The sequence below is a fragment of the Saccharospirillum sp. genome (assembly GCF_039982735.1).
Lineage (GTDB): Bacteria > Pseudomonadota > Gammaproteobacteria > Pseudomonadales > Natronospirillaceae > Saccharospirillum.
In genome coordinates, this window is record NZ_JBDWXV010000023.1 from 157,234 (window position 1) to 170,967 (window position 13,734).

Sequence of the window (13,734 nt, forward strand, 5' to 3'; positions counted from 1 at the left end):
CAAACCCTTTTTGAATTCATAGCATTGGAGACACAACATGGATATTTTTAACCAGGTTGAATCACAAGTTCGTTCGTACTGCCGGTCATTCCCCACCGTGTTTACCACGGCCAAGAATGCACGCCTGACCAACCGCGACGGCGATTCCTATATCGATTTTCTGGCGGGCGCCGGTACCTTGAACTATGGCCACAACAACGACTTGCTGAAAAAGCCACTGATCGACTACATCGCCAGCGATGGCGTAACCCACGGTCTCGATATGTACACCGATGCCAAAGAACGCTTCCTGCAAGCGTTTAAGGACATCATCATGGAGCCGCGTGGCATGAACTATAAGGTTCAATTCACCGGCCCAACCGGGACCAACGCTGTTGAAGTGGCGTTGAAAATTGCCCGTAAGGCCAAAGGGCGTGCAGGCATTGTTTCGTTCACCAACGGCTATCATGGCTGCACCCTGGGTGCCCAGGCGGTAACGGGTAACAAGGGCCAGCGTGGCGGTGCCGGTGTGTCGCTGGGCGATGTGACGCGTATCCCTTATGACAACTACGGCCATGAAGGCGATGACTTCATGGGTCTGAAGTTGCTTGATCAGATGCTGACCGACCCGGGCAGTGGTGTTGAAGTACCCGCTGCCGTTATCGTAGAAACCGTTCAGGGCGAAGGTGGCCTGAACGCCGCTCGCATGGACTGGCTGCAGGAGCTGGAAAGCCTGTGCCGCAAGCACGACATGCTGTTCATTATTGATGATATTCAGGCGGGTTGTGGCCGCACCGGTACCTTCTTCAGCTTTGAACCGGCGGGTGTGAAGCCAGACATCGTTACCCTGTCCAAATCACTGTCGGGTTATGGCCTGCCATTTGCGGTGACCCTGATGCGTCCGGAGCTGGACCAGTGGGAACCCGGTGAACATAACGGCACCTTCCGCGGCAACAACCTGGCTTTTGTAACCGCCCGGGTCGCGCTGGAAGAGTACTGGAAAGACAACGCCTTCGAAGGCGAGATTGCCAAGCGTGCTGACATCCTTGAGAAACGCTTCACCGACATCATCAAACGTTTCGGTGAATCTGAAATGCACCTGAAAGGCCGTGGCATGATGCGCGGTATCGCGGTCGCTGATGGTGATATTGCCGGTGCGATTTGCAAAGAAGCCTTTGCCAATGGCCTGATCGTTGAAACCAGTGGCCCCTGGGATGAGGTCGTCAAATGCCTGTGCCCACTGACCATTCCGCTGGATGATCTGAACAAGGGCATCGACATTCTCGAGTCGGCCTTTGCCAAGGTATTGCCGGAAGCTCGCGCTAAAGCCAGCTGAGCCGGCGCTACCCACTCATTTGTTGCGGAAACACTCGCCTGCCCTGTGGGCAGGCCCAAAGGAGAATTGTCAATGATTGTACGTACCCTTGAAGAATGCCGAAAATCCGACCGCCGTGTTGCCAGTGATACCTGGGAAAGCGTGCGTATGTCGCTGAAAGATGATGGCATGGGCTTTTCATTCCACATCACTACCATTTATGCCAACACCGAAACCCCGATTCACTACAAGAATCACCTGGAGTCGGTGTACTGCATTTCCGGTGAAGGGTCGATTCTCGATAAGGCCACCGGCATCGAACATGACATCAAGCCGGGAACGATCTACATTCTCGACAAGCATGACGATCACATCCTGAAGGCCAAAAAAGAACTGCAGCTGGCCTGTGCCTTCAACCCGCCGTTGAATGGCAAGGAAACTCACGGCCCGGACGGTGCCTACCCGCTCGAAGCGGACGCCGTTACTGACTGAGGCGCAATAATCGAGAAGCCTGCCGACGAGCAGGCTTCCAAGACCGTTTTCGAGCACTGGGTGTCAGCAATCAGTGCCCGAAGTCGGTTTTTTGGTCGATCCAGGTCAGTTTTATTAGAGCGCTGCCGTCGGCGCGCAATCAATACAGTGTAATCAGAGCCAGCCAGACCAGCCGCGGCAGGACATGCCGCATGCAGATCGGTCCGGTGAGAGCTCAGGAGGTTTTAGGTTAATGGCACAGCATACTGTCGAGAAAATCGGTGGGACATCGATGAACGACTACGTCGCAGTGCGCGATAATATTGTACAAATCCACCGCGATCCGGAAACGCTCTACCAGCGCATCTTTGTGGTATCGGCCTACGGCGGTATTACCAACCTGCTGCTCGAGCATAAAAAGAGCAAGGAACCCGGTGTCTACGCCCTGTTCGCCAACGATGACTCCGACTGGGAGTGGAGTGAACGCCTGACCGATGCGGCCAAGGCGATGCGTGAAGTGAATGCCCGCATGTTCGAAATGCCGCATTCGCGCAAACAGGCCGACCAGTTCATTACCGAGCGTATGGAAGGCATCCGCAGCTGTCTGCTCGACTTACAGCGGGTCTGTTCATTCGGCCATTTCCAGATCGAAGAGCATCTGGCTACGGTACGTGAAATGCTGGCCGGTGTCGGCGAGGCACACAGTGCCTTTAACACCGCCCTGCTGCTGCAGGCCGAAGGCATCAACGCCCGCTTTGTCGACCTGACGGGCTGGCGCGAGCCGGACAACCTGATGATGGATGAGAAAATCCACAAGACCTTCAGTCGCTTTGACCTGAGCCAGGAAATGCCGATCGTGACTGGCTATACCCAGTGCAAGGAAGGCCTGATGAAGACCTTCGACCGGGGCTACAGCGAGATTACGTTCAGCAAGGTCGCCGAACTGACCGACGCCCGTGAAGCGGTGATCCACAAGGAATACCACCTGTCGACGGCCGACCCGAAAGTCGTCGGTGCCGATAAGGTCATGCCCATCGGTCGCACCAACTACGACGTGGCTGACCAGCTGTCGCTGATCGGGATGGAAGCGATTCACCCGAAAGCGGCCAAGGGCCTGCGCCAGAAAGGCATTGCCTTGCGGGTCAAGAACACCTTTGAGCCGGATCACGACGGTACGCTGATCACCAACGATTACCGCAGTGAAAAGCCGTGCGTCGAAATCGTAGCGGGCAAACCGCATATTTTTGCACTGGATGTGTTCGATCAGGACATGGTCGGCGAACCGAATCAGTTTCTGGAGATCCAGAAGCTGGTGCAGGATTTCGAAGTGCCGATGCTGGCCAAAGAACACAACGCCAACACCGTTACCATGTATCTCGATACTGGCCTGAAGGTGATCAAGCGCATCAAATCGCGCCTGGAACGCTACTATCCAGGGGCGGATATTTCCAGCCGTAAGATCTCCATGGTCTCGGTCATTGGCAGTGACATGAACGTACCGGGCATTCTGGCGCGCATCAGTCAGTCGCTGGCGGAATCCAATATCAGCGTGCTGGCCATTCATCAGGGCATGCGACAGGTAGACATTCGTCTTGTTGTCGAGGACGATCAGTATGAGGCGGCGCTGAAGCTGCTGCACGAGACACTGATCGAACCGAACAAACAGGACAAAAGCCAATGCGTAGCCTGACTGGGCTAATTCCCTTGCTCATCATCTCAGTGCTGGCCCTGCCAGCCTGGGGTGAACCCGCTGACCGGCTGCCCTCTGCAGCCGATACCTACACTGAAGACGACGTCGTTGAAGCCATCGAAGACCTCGATGAGGCCATGTACAACCCCTTTATCGAACGCTACTTGCTGGACGAAGTCCGCCAGCTGCGGCTCGATATGGCCAATTTCCGGGTCGAGTACTCCGATAAGCTGAACGCCAAGCAGTTGGAGCTGGCCACCCAGTCGGTCACCTACTCCATCGATACCGTCACCTACTTCTTTTACCTGATCGCCGGGGTTACCTCACTGCTGGTCGTGGTCGGCTATGCCAACATTCGCGACATCAAAGAAAAGGCCCACACCTATGCGGACCGCGAAGTCTCCAAGCTGGTGGCCTCCTACGAGAAACGGCTGAAAGCGCTGGAGCGTAACCTGAAGCAGAAGTCGCAGGTGATCGAGGAAAACCGGGAAGAGATCGAAAAGACCAACGAGATTCATTCGTTGTGGCTGCGCGCCAGCCAGGAAACCAACCCGCACAGTAAGATCCAGATCTACGATCAGATTCTGACCTTGCGCCCGTTCGACACCGAGGCCTTGACCTACAAGGCCGATGCGGCGCTGGAAATCGATGAAACCAAATGGGCAATCAACCTCAGCCAGCAGGCTCTGGATATCGACCCGGACCACGCCCACGCCTACTACCAAATGGCCTGTGCTTACGCCCAGAGTGATGAGCCGACGGTGGCGATGGAGTTTCTGGAAAAGGCGATTAACCTGACACCGTCGTATCGCGACGAGGCTAAGACCGACGATTCGTTCAAGAGCCTGCGTCGCAATGCTGAGTTCAAGGCGCTGACCACCGACTCGGCGATCTAAAGATCCCCGCACACCTGGTTACGACCGGCGTATTTCGCCATGGCCAGGCGCTGGTCGGTCTTGAACACCAGTTGCTCAAGCGATAGCCCCGGTTGCCATTCAATCACCCCGGCACTCAGCGTCAGTGAGCGTTTGATGCCGGGCACCCGGGTTTCACTGAAACGTCGGCGCAGGCGGTCGAGCGTGCTGATGCCGGCGTCGATGCCCGTCTCCGGCATCAGCACCATAAACTCCTCCTCGCCGTAGCGGGCGCTGATGTCGGCGTCACGCAGTTCGTCCTGAATCAGCTCGCCCAGGGTACGCAGCACCGTGTCGGCTAAGGCATGACCATAGGTGTCGTTAACCCCTTTGAAGTGATCGAGGTCGATCAGCGCGATACAGAACCGGGAGCGGTAGCGCTTGGCGAGGGCATTCAACTGGCCGAGCTCGTCGAGAATGTAGCGCCGGTTGAACAGGCCGGTCAGCGAGTCCCGCGTGCGGGCCTGCTCCAGCGCCTGCTGCTGTTGCACTACATCCTGCTGTAATCGCTGTTCAGCGCTGACGTCCTGAATAACGACCAGCACCTGCGCATCGGCCATCAGGGTGACGGGAATGGCGGTCAGGCGCAGCCAGTGGCGTTCGCCGTCGCGGCGCACCGTTTGAATGGTCGACAGCGGCCGGTCTTCCTGCAGTGCCCGCGTCAGTATGCAGTCGTGCCCGTCCGGGTCGGCATCGCTGTCGACTTCAAACAAATCGCCTGGCTGGGGCATTGGGTCGCCGGGCCGTGGCACAAAGCCGAAGAGGGTTTCAGCCAGCTGATTATGCGACAGAACCCTTAACTGGCCATCCAGCAGCAGGAAGCCGCTCTGGGTAGCGTCGAACACTTCGGTGTAGTGATGCACCAGGGTACTGAGGAACTGCGTGCGCTGGTCGGCATGAGGAAGTTGTTGATAGTGACTGATCCAGTTATCCATAGCAGCAGTTTAAGGTCGGAAGCGTAATGACAGTATAGCTAAATCAACAGATTTCGCTGCTTTGACCTGCCTCTCAGAATCATTCACTGTGAGCGAGTATGCTCAATAGCCTGAGAAACAGATATTCACCGGTTACCCAGTTTTCGGTGTCACATAGCCGTGTCAGACACCGGGTAAACCGATCCGGGGTCGGCGTGAACCCATCCCTGGGGCCTAGGCCGCAGCATCCCTGCTGCGGACTTCCCCGGATCGGTCTACCCGGCGCCTGACACTTGAAAACCGGCAACCTAAGACCAGGTCTTCTGGTGCGTTGCTACCGTTTATGAGGAGTTTCTATGAAAACATTGTGGACAGTCCCTGTTTTGGCGTTGGGTGTAGCATCTGCTACCCAGGCCGCGACCACGATTTACGGTTCGGCGAATGCCAATACCTATGTGAATAACAACGATGACGGCACCAGTCTGGGCATTGATGGTGGCTTGTCCCACTTTGGGTTTCGTGGTGACACCGAAATAGATTCGTCGATAACGGCGGTCTTCGATGCCCGGTTCTATGGCGATATCGTTGAGGCTGGTGCACCCCAGGCATTGCGGGGCCATGTTGGCCTGGAAGGTGAATTTGGTACGGTGCGTCTCTTTGGCGGCCCGACACCGCTGACCAAGACCCAGTCTTACCTGAACCTGATGGATGAAGACCCCATCAATTTTTCAAATATTCTGGGCGATGGCGTGCAGGCACCAGGTGCTGACTTGCCCACGGGTGCCAAGTTCAAAGGCTACAACACCGGCATTAACTTCACCAGCGCTGACCTGGGCAATGGCCTGAGTTTCGATGGTGCGGTGCTGCCCGCCCAGAACCCCAATGGTGAGACGGGCATCTCACTGGCGGCAACCATGGCCCAGCAGGCGTTCAGTGTGTCCGGTGCGTTTGAAGTTAACGGTGCAAATACCAACACTCAGTTGTTTCGTCTGGTAGGCGAGTACTATTTGAACGAAATCACCGTGGGTGGCTTGCTGCAATTTGCCGGTAACGGGGATCAGGATCTCAACGGCACCAGTTTTGTCGGTTTCGCTGAATTGCCGCTGGACATCACCCGCTGGCAGAATCGGCTGCGTTTAACGGGTGGGTATTCCGCTCAGGAAAACGATGCTGAAACCATTGAAGAAACGCAGCTGATGTTTGCCGGTATGCATGAAATCCGGTTCTCGAACCAGGTGAGTGCCTACAACTTTGCCGAGGTGTTTCTGCCGGAAGAAAGCGAGGGAAATACGTCGCGGTTTGGAACCGGGTTACGGGTTCGGTTTTAAAACGAGCCGCTAACAGTGTGACGTGAGCGCACGAGAAGTGTCAGGTGCCGTTGGCACCTGACACGATCTGGTCTATTTGAAAATCGCCTGAGTCAGTACCCGCCATTGGGCGTCCCAGTCCTGGGTGGGGTAGCGTTTGAACTCGCTGCGCACGAACTGGTTGATGCGCCCTTCGGCAACGCTCAGTAACAGGTTGGCGGTCTGTGTGGCGGTCATTTCTGTGCGCAGGCCTTCGCGCAGTTCGGCTTCGCGCAGTATCTGCTTGATCTGGGTTTCCAGCCGGTCGAATACCTGGGCGACGCGTGACCGCAGTCGCTCCACTTCGCCCGCCAGGGCATCGCCGATCAGTATGCGGCACATGCCCGGGTTGCGTTCGGCGAAATGCAGCAGCAGGGTTAGCACGGCTTCGCATTGGGCCACGGCCCGACTTTCTTCCTGCAAAATTCGGCTAACGCGGGAAAACAGCGTCTCTTCAATGAACTCAATCAGCCCTTCGAACATCTTTGCCTTGCTTGGAAAGTGTCGATACAGCGCCGCTTCTGACACGCCGACCGCCTTGGCCAGGCGGGCGGTGGTGATGGTTTTGCCCGGGCTGCTTTCCAGCATGTGGGCCAGCGCCTGCAGAATTTGATCGCGACGCGACAAGCCTTCCTGGGTGTTACTTTCGGTCATGAGGGTTCCATCTGCGTCTGGTCGAGGATGTCGGCGTCGTTTGTGATCAGCGTGCCGACGCCCTCGTTCGAAAAGATTTCCAGCAACGTTGCGTGCGCTACCCGGCCGTCGATGATGTGCGCGCTGGTCACGCCGTTGTGAATCGCCTCCAGGGCGCACTGAATTTTCGGCAACATGCCGCCGTATATGGTGCCGTCCGCAATCAGTGCATCCACCTGCTCAGTGCTCAGGCCGGTCAGAACCTGGCCTTCCTTGTTCTGCAGACCGCTGATGTTGGTCAGCAGTATCAGTTTTTCGGCACCGAGCACTTCGGCCAGCTTGCCGGCAACGAGGTCGGCATTGATGTTGTAGGACGCCCCGTCTTTACCGACGCCGATGGGGGCGACGACGGGGATGTAGCCGCCTTCGGTCATCAGTTCGATCAGGCGGGTATCGACTTTATCCACCTCCCCGACGTGGCCGATGTCGATGATCTCCGATGTATCTAGATCGGGCGTCTTGCGCGTGACCTTGAGCTTGCGGGCCTGAATGGTGTGTCCGTCCTTCCCAGTAATGCCAAAAGCCTTGCCGCCAGCCTGGTTGATCAGGTTGACGATGTCTTTGTTGACCAGGCCACCGAGCACCATTTCCACCACGTCCATGGTCTCGCTGGTGGTGACGCGCATGCCATTGACGAACTTGCTCTCGATATTCAGCTTGGTCAGCAATTCGCCAATTTGCGGGCCGCCGCCGTGCACAACCACCGGGTTAATGCCCACGGTTTTGAGCAAAACGATGTCACGGGCAAAGCTGGCTTTGAGTACGTCATCGACCATGGCGTTGCCGCCGTACTTGATGACGACGGTGGCGCCCTGAAACTTCTGCAGGTACGGCAGGGCTTCGTGCAGGACGTTCACAAAGTTCAGGGCGGTTTTACGATCGAGCGGCATGATATGACCTACTAATGACTGTCTGCGCGGTGATGACCGGAAAATGAAACCTGTCCGGTATGGGGTGTGCCCGGCGTGGCAATAGCAGCCAGCCCGGCCCGGAAGGTTAGCGCCGGGCTACCTGAGGTGCCCGGCGCTTTCCAGAAAACGCCGCATTAAAAGGGAATCTGTAACTGGCTGTCAACGGCTTGCAGCTGGGAGCGGAAGGCATCCTGAATGCGAGACATCGCCTGGTCGGTGTCGGCTTCGAACCGGCATACCAGTTTGGGCGAGGTGTTGGAGGCGCGCACCAGGCCCCAGCCATCCGGGAAATCGACGCGCAAACCATCGATGTCGGTGATGCGTCCGCCGGGAAAGGCGGCATTGCGCTGCAGTTGCTCGACGATGCGGAACTTGCGGTCGTCGGGCGCGGAGATGTTCATTTCCGGGGTGTTGATGTCTTCCGGGAAACTGCCGAACAATGCGTCCAGGCTGTCGCTGCGGGTGGAGATGATCTCCAGCAGGCGGCAAGCCGTGTAGAGTGCATCGTCAAAACCGTACCAGCGTTCCTTGTAGAAGATGTGACCACTCATCTCACCAGCGAGCAGCGCATCGACTTCTTTCATCTTGCGTTTGATGTGCGAGTGTCCGGTTTTCCACATCAGCGGCTTGCCGCCGTAGCCGACAATCAGCCCCTGCAAGCGCCGGCTGCATTTGACGTCATAAATAACGGTCGCGCCCGGGTTGCGGGTAATGATGTCCTTGGCCAGCAACATCAGCAGCCGGTCGGCCGGAATGATCTTGCCCGAGTTGGTCACCAGCCCGATGCGGTCGCCATCGCCATCGAAGGCCAGGCCGATGTCGGCGCGTGTTTCGATGACCGTGCGCGCCAGATCTTGCAGGTTTTTCGGATCGCTCGGGTCCGGGTGGTGGTTCGGGAAATTGCCATCGACGTCGCAATACAGGGGCAGAACGTGGCAACCGAGTGATTTGATCAGTTTGGGTGCGATGTTGCCAGCCACCCCGTTGCCGCAGTCGATGACCACTTTCAGCGGCCGTGAAACCTTCACATCTTCGGTGACCCGATTGATGTAGCTGGGAGTGATCTCGCTGCTGGTGCTGCTGCCGTTGCCGCTGTGGAAGCGTTCTTCCTCTATGCGCCTGTGCAGATTCAGAATGTCGTCGGTCGACAGGGTGTTGCCCGCCAGTACGATCTTGAAACCGTTGTAATTGCTGGGGTTATGGCTGCCGGTCACCATCACGCAGGAAGGCGTGCCCAGTGTGTGGGTGGCGAAATAGGCCAGTGGCGTGGGTACCACGCCGATATCGATGACATCGCGTCCGCTGGCGGTCAGTCCGGCGATGAGGGCTTTGCTCAGTTCCGGGCTCGACAGGCGACCGTCGCGCGCCACTACCACGGTCTGTTCGCCGCGGTCCAGCGCTTCGCTGCCAATGGCCAGGCCGATCTTGCGGGCGACGTCACTGTCTAGGGTTTCGCCCATAATGCCGCGAATGTCATAAGCCCGGAAAATGTCGGCAGACACCGGCGAGCTGTGTCCCATTTGCATCGGTGCCGGAGAATCCATACCCAGCAGGTCGTCATCGCTTTCCAGCATGCTGACATCGAAGTCGTCATCGGCTTCTTCGGCCACTGGCAACGGCGCCGGGGTTTGACCATACGGCTGGCCGCCCTGAGACACCATGGCCGGTGCGCTGGGGCGCGCACCTTTGCCCATGCGCAAGCGGTTAACGCTTTTGGCCAGCGAGTTGAACAGGCCCAGCCGGTAAGGTTGATTGTCGACCGACTGATTACTCAGCACCCGCTGAATAAAACGGGCAAACAGATTCGCATCGTGCCGCATGGCGGCCTGCAACCGGCTGGCGGCGATCAGCATTGAGGCAAGCGCGATGATGAAAATTAACCCAAAGGTGGCCCAGAGGTTGGTGGCGGCAAAGACCGTCGATTGCGCCAGTTCGTCGGAGGGCTGGAAGGTCAGTGTCCAGTTCGGGTTGTCCGAACGCAGGGTGCGCACCGGGTTTGAGGTTTTTACGCCGTACGTCAGCAGTGTTTGCTGACTACTGCCCTGAAATTGCTGCACCACCACGACGTTGCCCTGAGTGCTGTCGATACCGTTCAGGGATTCCTCCAGAAAGGCCATGTCCTGGCTGACACTGAGGGTGCCGATCAGGGTGCCCGCTGCGTTGCGCACCGCGATGACTGAATGCAAATATGGTTCACCGTTGAGCTGGTGGGCTTCCCATGGCAGGTTCTGACCCTGTTCGGTGCGTCTGATCATGTCCATGCCGGCGAACGCCAGCGGTGGCATGGCATTGGGTTGCTGGGAAGCCTGGCCGAGCGGGAACAGATGCACCGCAAGACCGTAGGGTAAGTTGTTGACCAGACGAGCCTCGGCGTTATCGAGTTCGGCCCGGCTGGCGTTCTGTATCAGGTCGACCAATTGGTCGCCACTGGCCAGGCGCTGCATCAGTGTGCGGTGCTGGTTCAGAACATTATTAAAGTAGGCTTCGTATTGTTCACCTACCTGACTGATCAGTTGTTGCTGGTGGGTTTCGTTAACCGGGCCAATGGCCTGGTTGATGACCCACCAGGCTGAAGCCCCGATCGACAGGGCAATGGCCAGCATCGGCACCATCAGATAGGTGAACACACTGCGGTTGGCCGCATTGCCTGTGGTGCTCTGAGTCGACTTCTCACTGGCCTTGGGTTTGTTCTTCTTGTTGCCGAGTAACGCCACAGACAATTCCTTAAACGAGGATGGTTGAATACATCGTGCTGTTGAGCAACCGGCCTATCCGCGCACTGGCGGGTGCAGTGATTGCTCACTTCATTCAGCTACTTTAGCCCAAGCTCAGTGACAGGTTAAGCCTTGTTGAACAATTCCGACTAATGTCGACCGGTGTGACCAAAACCTCCGGCTCCCCGATCGGTTTCCTCGAAGCTTTCAACCCACTGAAAATCAGCCTGTACGACCGGAACCAGCACCAGTTGGGCGATGCGTTCGCCAGGCTCAATGGTGAACTCGGTGTTGCCCCGGTTCCAGCACGACACCATCAGTTCACCCTGGTAGTCGCTGTCGATCAGGCCGACCAGATTGCCCAGCACGATGCCGTGCTTGTGGCCCAGGCCCGAGCGCGGCAGGATCATGGCGGCGTAGGCCGGGTCTTCCACATAGATGGCGAGCCCGGTACCGATCAGTTCGGTTTGGCCGGGCTTGAGCGTCAGTGCCTCATCCAGACAGGCGCGCAGGTCGAGCCCGGCCGAGCCTTCGGTGCCGTAGTGTGGCAATGGCAGGGTGTCGCCCAGACGGGCATCGAGTTTTCTGATCTTCAGCGGTTTCTTCATGGAGAGTCGAGGTTCCGGTGTTTGGGTTTAGTGGTCAGGGGTGTCAGCTAATGGTCGCGATGATAAAGCGTGACACCGCGCTTTTCGAGGCAGGCCCGAAGGCTTCATGATGATCGGCCCCGACCAGCAATATCTCGTTCTGGTCGCTGCCGAAAGCGATGTCGGTGCGGGACACGTCGTTGGCCACAACCCAGTCGACCTGTTTGCGGGCTAGCTTGGCCCGGGCGTAGGCTTCCACATCCTGAGTCTCTGCGGCGAAGGCGACCACACAGCCAGGCCGCTTGGCGTGGCTGGCCACCGTGGCGATGATGTCCGGGTTCTGGACCAGATGCAGCGTCAGCTGTTCTGAGCCCGGGGTCTTTTTCATTTTCTGGTTGGCCGTTTCCGCAGGTCGATAGTCGGCGACGGCAGCCGTACCGATAAACAGATCAACATCGCCCAGCTCACCGAGTGCGGCCTCGTACATCTGTTGGGCGCTGACAACATCAATGCGGCTGACCCGGTCAGGTGTCGGCAGGTGCACCGGCCCTGCAATCAGGGTGACCCGGGCACCGGCCTCGGCCGCCGCTTGCGCCAGGGCGAAGCCCATCTTGCCGCTGCTGTGATTGCTCAGGTAGCGTACCGGGTCCAGTGCTTCGCGGGTGGGACCGGCGGTAATCACCACCCGCTTGCCGGTCAGGCTGCCACGATGAAATAACCCGCCGGCGAGTTCGGCCAGATTATGGGGTTCGAGCATGCGACCCGGGCCGATATCGCCACAGGCCTGCTGACCGGCATCGGGCCCGAACCAGGCGAGCGTCGGGTACAACTGTTGCAACCGGGCGACATTGGCCTGGGTGGCGGCATTGAGCCACATCTTCTCGTTCATGGCCGGTGCCAGTGCACGCTGCGCCGTGGTTGCCAGCCAGAGGGTGCTGAGCAGGTCGTGGCCCGAGCCCGCCGCCAGGTGCGCAATGAAGTCGGCCGTGGTCGGCGCGATCAGCAACAAATCAGCCCAGCGTGCCAGTTCAATATGACCCATGCCCATTTCGGCGGCTTCATCGAGCAGGGAATGATGCACCGGGTGGCCGCTGAGCGCCTGCAACGTCAGCGGCGTTATGAATTCCCGGGCCGCATCGGTCATCACCACCCGCACCTCGGCCTCAGCCCGTACCAGCTCGCGCACCAGTTCAGCCGCCTTGTAGGCTGCTATGCCACCGGTAATGCCGACAATGATGCGCTTGCCAGCCAGAGTCTCCAGGTTCGGGGTTTGCATGCTCGTGCTCTGCCACTCAAAATAGATGGCAAGAATACCATAAGGGATTGGTGTTCATCACAGCGGGGCGGGTGACAACGCAGTTGGCACTGCCGCTTCGTGACCGGCAGACAAGGGTGTCTGCCCGAAAAAGGACGCAACCATGTCAATCAAGGACTGGCCGGCTTCAGACCGGCCACGGGAAAAACTGCTGCAACGCGGGGCCAGCGCCCTGACCGATGCCGAATTACTGGCCATTTTTCTGCGCACCGGCCTGCCCGGTGTCAGCGCGGTGGATCTGGCGCGCCAGCTGCTAACCGACTACGGCAGTCTGGGCACGCTACTGGCGGCCGACCAGGCCCGCTTTTGCCAGGGTAAGGGCCTGGGCTCGGCCAAGTTCGTGCAACTGCAGGCGGTGCTCGAAATGAGCCGGCGTTATTTGCTGGATGACCTGAAAGCCTCGCCCTCGCTCACCTCGCCTTCAGACACCCGCCAGTATCTGCTGGCACAGATGCGCGGCCTGCCCCACGAGGTGTTCGCCTGCATCTGGCTCGATAATCAGCACCGGGTGTTGCAGTATGAGCCGCTGTTCACGGGCACCATCGACGGTGCGGCGGTCTACCCGCGTGAGGTGGTGCGCACCGCCCTGAAGCACAACGCCGCGGCGGTGATTCTGGCTCACAACCACCCGAGTGGTGTCGCCGAGCCCAGCCAGGCCGACCGGCAGATTACCGACCGGCTGGTGGAGTCGCTGCGAGCGATTGATGTGCGGGTGCTGGATCACATGGTGGTAGGTGCAGGTGTTGTGGTCAGCTTTGCCGAACGGGGCTGGATCTGAGGGCCTCATGTTGCGGGGGTTCAAAACCGTCTAGCGACGGGTAGTAGGGCTGCTTCTGCGAGGGTATCTGAGGCATGGATGCCGAAGTTAAGCCTACATGGAGGTAT

12 protein-coding genes are annotated in these 13,734 nt (G+C 58.3%); 6 read left to right on the forward strand and 6 right to left on the reverse strand.

Annotated elements, in window-relative coordinates; translation table 11 throughout:
* Nucleotides 1-37 precede the first annotated feature (37 nt).
* From ectB to ABJT94_RS19670, 4 genes are all read left to right on the forward strand, one after another.
* Nucleotides 38-1,315 carry a diaminobutyrate--2-oxoglutarate transaminase gene (gene ectB, locus ABJT94_RS19655; protein ID WP_348475005.1) on the forward strand — a complete coding sequence of 426 codons (1,278 nt, stop codon included), beginning with the start codon at nucleotides 38-40 and terminating at the stop codon, nucleotides 1,313-1,315.
* A 72-nt stretch (nucleotides 1,316-1,387) separates the two neighbouring features.
* Nucleotides 1,388-1,786, forward strand: coding sequence for an ectoine synthase (locus ABJT94_RS19660; protein ID WP_127558990.1), 399 nt, complete (start codon nucleotides 1,388-1,390; stop codon nucleotides 1,784-1,786).
* 232 nt (nucleotides 1,787-2,018) lie between these two features.
* A complete protein-coding gene (locus tag ABJT94_RS19665; protein ID WP_213678948.1) occupies nucleotides 2,019-3,455 on the forward strand; it encodes an aspartate kinase in 1,437 nt (478 codons plus the stop codon).
* Nucleotides 3,443-4,351, forward strand: a complete 909-nt coding sequence (locus ABJT94_RS19670) for a hypothetical protein (protein ID WP_348475006.1) — start codon at nucleotides 3,443-3,445, stop codon at nucleotides 4,349-4,351. The genes ABJT94_RS19665 and ABJT94_RS19670 overlap by 13 nt, the downstream gene beginning before the upstream one ends.
* On the opposite strand, the gene ABJT94_RS19675 is transcribed toward ABJT94_RS19670, so the two are convergent.
* Complete coding sequence (locus ABJT94_RS19675; protein ID WP_348475007.1) at nucleotides 4,348-5,304, reverse strand: diguanylate cyclase; 957 nt, start codon at nucleotides 5,302-5,304, stop codon at nucleotides 4,348-4,350. The genes ABJT94_RS19670 and ABJT94_RS19675 overlap by 4 nt on opposite strands.
* 335 nt (nucleotides 5,305-5,639) lie before the next feature.
* Here ABJT94_RS19675 and ABJT94_RS19680 point away from each other — a divergent pair, with 335 nt between their 5' ends.
* The gene (locus tag ABJT94_RS19680) at nucleotides 5,640-6,611 is read left to right on the forward strand and encodes a hypothetical protein (protein WP_348475008.1); all 972 of its coding nucleotides are present in this window, start codon (nucleotides 5,640-5,642) and stop codon (nucleotides 6,609-6,611) included.
* A 72-nt stretch (nucleotides 6,612-6,683) separates the two neighbouring features.
* Here ABJT94_RS19680 and slmA read toward each other — a convergent pair whose 3' ends face one another.
* The 5 genes from slmA to coaBC form a co-directional block, all read right to left on the reverse strand.
* On the reverse strand, nucleotides 6,684-7,283 hold the full coding sequence (slmA, locus tag ABJT94_RS19685) for a nucleoid occlusion factor SlmA (protein ID WP_348475009.1): 600 nt from the start codon (nucleotides 7,281-7,283) through the stop codon (nucleotides 6,684-6,686).
* Entirely contained in the window at nucleotides 7,280-8,212 is a 933-nt protein-coding gene (gene argB, locus ABJT94_RS19690) for an acetylglutamate kinase (protein WP_348475010.1), read from the reverse strand. The genes slmA and argB overlap by 4 nt, the downstream gene beginning before the upstream one ends.
* A gap of 155 nt (nucleotides 8,213-8,367) precedes the next feature.
* Nucleotides 8,368-10,947, reverse strand: coding sequence for a phosphomannomutase/phosphoglucomutase (locus tag ABJT94_RS19695; protein WP_348475011.1), 2,580 nt, complete (start codon nucleotides 10,945-10,947; stop codon nucleotides 8,368-8,370).
* 149 nt (nucleotides 10,948-11,096) lie between these two features.
* Nucleotides 11,097-11,555 (reverse strand): dUTP diphosphatase, encoded by a 459-nt coding sequence (dut, locus tag ABJT94_RS19700; RefSeq protein ID WP_348475012.1) that lies wholly within the window; start codon nucleotides 11,553-11,555, stop codon nucleotides 11,097-11,099.
* Nucleotides 11,556-11,598: 43 nt separating this feature from the next.
* Entirely contained in the window at nucleotides 11,599-12,795 is a 1,197-nt protein-coding gene (coaBC, locus tag ABJT94_RS19705; RefSeq protein WP_348475026.1) for a bifunctional phosphopantothenoylcysteine decarboxylase/phosphopantothenate--cysteine ligase CoaBC, read from the reverse strand.
* Nucleotides 12,796-12,952: 157 nt separating this feature from the next.
* On the opposite strand from coaBC, the gene radC reads away from it, so the two are divergent.
* On the forward strand, nucleotides 12,953-13,627 hold the full coding sequence (gene radC, locus ABJT94_RS19710) for a DNA repair protein RadC (RefSeq protein WP_348475013.1): 675 nt from the start codon (nucleotides 12,953-12,955) through the stop codon (nucleotides 13,625-13,627).
* Nucleotides 13,628-13,734 lie beyond the last annotated feature (107 nt).

Bases quoted from the DNA above. Each gene is read 5' to 3' on its own strand.
- ectB (WP_348475005.1), top strand. From the start codon at position 38: ATGGATATTTTTAACCAGGTTGAATCACAAGTTCGTTCGTACTGCCGG.
- ABJT94_RS19665 (WP_213678948.1), top strand. From the start codon at position 2,019: ATGGCACAGCATACTGTCGAGAAAATCGGTGGGACATCGATGAACGAC.
- ABJT94_RS19660 (WP_127558990.1), top strand. From the start codon at position 1,388: ATGATTGTACGTACCCTTGAAGAATGCCGAAAATCCGACCGCCGTGTT.
- ABJT94_RS19670 (WP_348475006.1), top strand. From the start codon at position 3,443: ATGCGTAGCCTGACTGGGCTAATTCCCTTGCTCATCATCTCAGTGCTG.
- ABJT94_RS19675 (WP_348475007.1), bottom strand. From the start codon at position 5,304: ATGGATAACTGGATCAGTCACTATCAACAACTTCCTCATGCCGACCAG.
- ABJT94_RS19680 (WP_348475008.1), top strand. From the start codon at position 5,640: ATGAAAACATTGTGGACAGTCCCTGTTTTGGCGTTGGGTGTAGCATCT.
- dut (WP_348475012.1), bottom strand. From the start codon at position 11,555: ATGAAGAAACCGCTGAAGATCAGAAAACTCGATGCCCGTCTGGGCGAC.
- radC (WP_348475013.1), top strand. From the start codon at position 12,953: ATGTCAATCAAGGACTGGCCGGCTTCAGACCGGCCACGGGAAAAACTG.
- slmA (WP_348475009.1), bottom strand. From the start codon at position 7,283: ATGACCGAAAGTAACACCCAGGAAGGCTTGTCGCGTCGCGATCAAATT.
- argB (WP_348475010.1), bottom strand. From the start codon at position 8,212: ATGCCGCTCGATCGTAAAACCGCCCTGAACTTTGTGAACGTCCTGCAC.